Raw genomic sequence first — 3,362 nt, 5'->3', positions numbered from 1 at the left:
CCCACCGTAAACATCCGCTGTCGGAAGTGCAAACGAAGCGTAACCGATATTTGTCGAAGACCCGTTATGTGGTCGAACAAAGCTTCGGTACGCTGCACCGTAAATTCCGCTACGCCCGGGCAGCCTATTTCGGGCTGCTCAAAGTGAGTGCAAAAAGCCATCTGAAGGCGATGTGTTTGAACCTTTTGAAAGCCGCCAACAGGCTAAGTGCGCCTGTTGCTGCCTAAAAGGCGGCCGGATGCCTGATTATCAGGTATCCAAGGGGGATTAAGGGGGGTATTTAAGTAGAATCAGTGGATATTCGAAACAAAAACAGCCGAAAATCTTTGTTTAGATTTCGGCTGTCGGGGGAAGGACTTTTTTGCAAAGGTCTCATAGGTGTATTGATCGCCGAGCATGACCCAGCCGCCTGCAGGCGCATCTTCTATAGCGGAGCCAAGCTTCCCGAAAGAGAGGATGCTGTCGTTGCCTTTGCGGATGGCGGGTGTACCGTCGTCTGAAAAAGTGGTGCAGCCAGCGAGAAGGAATACTGCGGATAAAAAGGGGAAGACGTATGTTTTCATAATGTTTGTTTGAAGGTATTTAAAATCAGGCAAATGGGGGAATACTCAATCCGAATTGTTCCAACAAGCCGACCGTTTCGTAAACGGGCAGGCCCATCACGCCTGTAAAGCTGCCTTGCAAATGCTCGACAAACACGCCGCCCAAACCCTGAATGCCATACGCGCCCGCTTTGTCCATCGGTTCGCCACTTCGGATATAGGCGGATATTTCTTCGGCAGACAAGGTTTTGAAACGTACATCGCTGGTTTGCAAAACGCCGTGCGTTTTCCCTTGCCAATATACGCATACGACAGTCAGCAACTGATGCGTCTGCCCTGAAAGCCGGGCGAGTATTTCGGCTGCTTGGGCTTCGGTTTCCGATTTGCCGAGAATGTGGTTTTGATAGGCGACCGTAGTGTCGGCGGTCAGAATCGGATATTCGGGCGACGCGTCGTGTGTGGCTAACCATTGCTCGACAGCGGCGGCATTTTTTTCCTGCGCCATACGTTGCACATAATCGGCGGCTTTTTCGTCGGAATGCGGCGTTTCGTCGATGTCGGCAGGGATACGGATAACTTTGAATCTTAAGTTTTCCAGAATTTCGCGGCGGCGCGGGCTGCCGGAGGCTAGGTAGAGTGTGTGCATAAAACTTTCTTTTTTAGGGGATATAAGGCCGTCTGAAAATTATTTTGACTGTTTGTGTTGGCCGGACAAGCGCACATAATGCGCGGAAGAATATTTCAAAAATTCTTTTTCTTTTTCGGTCAGCGGGCGGACTTGTTTGACGGGCGAACCGACATAGAGATAGCCGCTTTCCAAACGTTTGCGTGGCGGCACCAAGCTGCCTGCGCCTATCATTACGTCGTCTTCGATGACGGTATCGTCCAGAATAATCGTACCCATCCCAATCAACACACGATCGCCGATGCGGCAGCCGTGCAGCATGACTTTGTGTCCGACGGTTACGTCTTCGCCGATGATAAGGGGTGAGCCTTCGGGCTTTTCCGCGTTTTTGTGCGAAACGTGCAAGACACTGCCGTCCTGTACATTGCTGCGCGCGCCGATGCTGATACTGTTCACGTCGCCGCGCAGAACGGCATACGGCCAAACGGATACGTCTTCGGCAAGCGATACTTCGCCGATGATGACGGAGGTTTCGTCGATGAGGCAGGATTCGTGAATTTGCGGAGTATGGTCTAAGAAAGGGCGGATAGGGTTCATGTTGTTTCTTCCTTTTTGACAGTGTGGCAGGTTTCAGACGACCTGCGGCTCGGTATGGCGAAAGTATGCCGTTTTGACGCAGGTGAGGCAAGGATGGCGTCTGCCGAGATTTCGTCATGTCTTTGTAAACAATATTTTTTATGGTTAAGGAATCATTTTCCGTTAAGCCTGCCTCTCTTGTTTGCCGAAGGTGGAAAATTGTCCGTTATTATCTTGTAGTTGCAAGTAGCTGCAAACCATTCTCTTGCCATTTGAATTGGAATGATATATATTTTTAAAAAATATTTCATAAAATAACGAAACCCGATGGTTTGTTTTCAACCAGGTTTGGTGGGTTTCCAATCCCACAAACCTTGGCTTCCATCCCGTGTCCGTTTTCAAATCTATCCAATCCACCTTGTTTAAATAAAGGCGGCCGGAAGGTCGTCTGAAACTGTATGAAGGATATTCACATGAGCGAAACACAAGAGCTGACTTTTGCCAAACGGCTGAAAGAGCAAACTACAACTATTCACGATAGCGTGGACAACTTGGTTATGTCTGTCGAGCCGTTTACCAACAAAGAGAACTACATCAAATTTTTGAAACTGCAATCCGTGTTCCACAAAGCGGTTGATCATATCTATAAAGACCCCGAGTTGAACAAAGCCATTCCCGAGCTGGAATACATGGCGCGTTACGATGCGGTAACGCAAGACTTGGCGGATTTGGGCGACAAACCTTACGAATACGGCAAACCGCTGCCGCATGAAACCGGCAATAAAGCCATCGGTTGGCTGTATTGCGCCGAAGGTTCCAATTTGGGCGCAGCATTTTTATTTAAACACGCGCAAAAGCTGGATTACACCGGCGAACACGGCGCGCGCCACCTCGCTCCCCATCCGAACGGCCGCGGCAAACATTGGCGTGCTTTTGTCGAGCATCTGAATGCTTTGGGTTTAAGCCCTGAAGCTGAAGCCGAAGCGATTCAAGGTGCAAAAGATGCATTTGCGTTCTACAAAGTCGTTCTGCGCGAAACATTTGACCTGCCTGCAGGTGCGGAAGCTCCGGAAGGCTTTGTTCCGCATCGTCATTAATGGTTTGACGATATAAGTAGAGGTCGTCTGAAACACATCTGTATACGCGGATTCATAAATTCCGTTTTCAGACGACCTTCATACTGATGCAAGTTTAGTACCGTTTGGTTATCCGCATTTGCGGTATATTTTAATTGGTTTGATGTAAATAATTATCAAATATTTTATCACCATCATTCCAAAATACCATTATCACATTCAGGAGTTTGACCATGAAGGAATCATTTAAATTAAGTATGTTGGCGATTGCCTGCAGCATCGCATTGAGTGCATGCGGTTCAAGCGGTGGTGGCACGCCGTCTGCACAGTCTGCACCGACCCCGCAACAGCCGGGCAATAATTCCGGCTCGGGCGGAGGAGGTGATTCAAAACAAACAGAAGAAGCCAAGAAAGCTGAAGAAGCCAAGAAAGCTGAAGAAGCCAAGAAAGCTGAAGAAGCCAAGAAAGCTGAAGAAGCCAAGAAAGCTGAAGAAGCCAAGAAAGCTGAAGAAGCCAAGAAAGCTGAAGAAGCCAAGAAAGCTG

5 protein-coding genes and 1 pseudogene are annotated in these 3,362 nt (G+C 48.7%); 3 read left to right on the top strand and 3 right to left on the bottom strand.

Translation table 11 applies throughout. The features are described 5' to 3' along the window. Nucleotides 1-227 (top strand): transposase (locus tag ACTHTJ_RS10525; protein ID WP_440360948.1); only part of this gene is annotated, 227 nt, incomplete at its 5' end. A gap of 63 nt (nt 228-290) precedes the next feature. Here the strand turns inward: ACTHTJ_RS10525 and ACTHTJ_RS10520 are convergent. Genes ACTHTJ_RS10520 through ACTHTJ_RS10510 form a run of 3 tightly spaced genes read right to left on the bottom strand, consistent with a single transcriptional unit; the run spans nt 291 to nt 1,764 of the window. Next, complete coding sequence (locus tag ACTHTJ_RS10520) at nt 291-563, bottom strand: hypothetical protein (RefSeq protein ID WP_168167153.1); 273 nt, start codon at nt 561-563, stop codon at nt 291-293. A gap of 25 nt (nt 564-588) precedes the next feature. Beyond that, a complete protein-coding gene (locus ACTHTJ_RS10515; RefSeq protein ID WP_070585807.1) occupies nt 589-1,188 on the bottom strand; it encodes a Maf family protein in 600 nt (199 codons plus the stop codon). Nucleotides 1,189-1,227: 39 nt separating this feature from the next. Continuing rightward, on the bottom strand, nt 1,228-1,764 hold the full coding sequence (locus ACTHTJ_RS10510) for a gamma carbonic anhydrase family protein (RefSeq protein ID WP_019270852.1): 537 nt from the start codon (nt 1,762-1,764) through the stop codon (nt 1,228-1,230). A gap of 452 nt (nt 1,765-2,216) precedes the next feature. Between ACTHTJ_RS10510 and ACTHTJ_RS10505 the strand changes: the two genes are divergently transcribed. Beyond that, nucleotides 2,217-2,840 (top strand): biliverdin-producing heme oxygenase, encoded by a 624-nt coding sequence (locus ACTHTJ_RS10505; protein WP_019270851.1) that lies wholly within the window; start codon nt 2,217-2,219, stop codon nt 2,838-2,840. A 212-nt stretch (nt 2,841-3,052) separates the two neighbouring features. Then, a pseudogene (locus ACTHTJ_RS10500) lies at nt 3,053-3,362 on the top strand (transferrin-binding protein-like solute binding protein); the annotation flags it as partial.

The sequence above is a fragment of the Neisseria sp. P0018.S001 genome (genome assembly GCF_051957355.1).
Lineage (GTDB): Bacteria > Pseudomonadota > Gammaproteobacteria > Burkholderiales > Neisseriaceae > Neisseria > Neisseria subflava_A.
The sequence above is the reverse complement of the archived record's forward strand: the minus strand, read 5'-3'. Positions and strand labels throughout refer to the sequence as shown.

Coding starts and splice junctions, on each gene's coding strand:
- ACTHTJ_RS10520 (WP_168167153.1), bottom strand. CDS start 563: ATGAAAACATACGTCTTCCCCTTTTTATCCGCAGTATTCCTTCTCGCT.
- ACTHTJ_RS10515 (WP_070585807.1), bottom strand. CDS start 1,188: ATGCACACACTCTACCTAGCCTCCGGCAGCCCGCGCCGCCGCGAAATT.
- ACTHTJ_RS10510 (WP_019270852.1), bottom strand. CDS start 1,764: ATGAACCCTATCCGCCCTTTCTTAGACCATACTCCGCAAATTCACGAA.
- ACTHTJ_RS10505 (WP_019270851.1), top strand. CDS start 2,217: ATGAGCGAAACACAAGAGCTGACTTTTGCCAAACGGCTGAAAGAGCAA.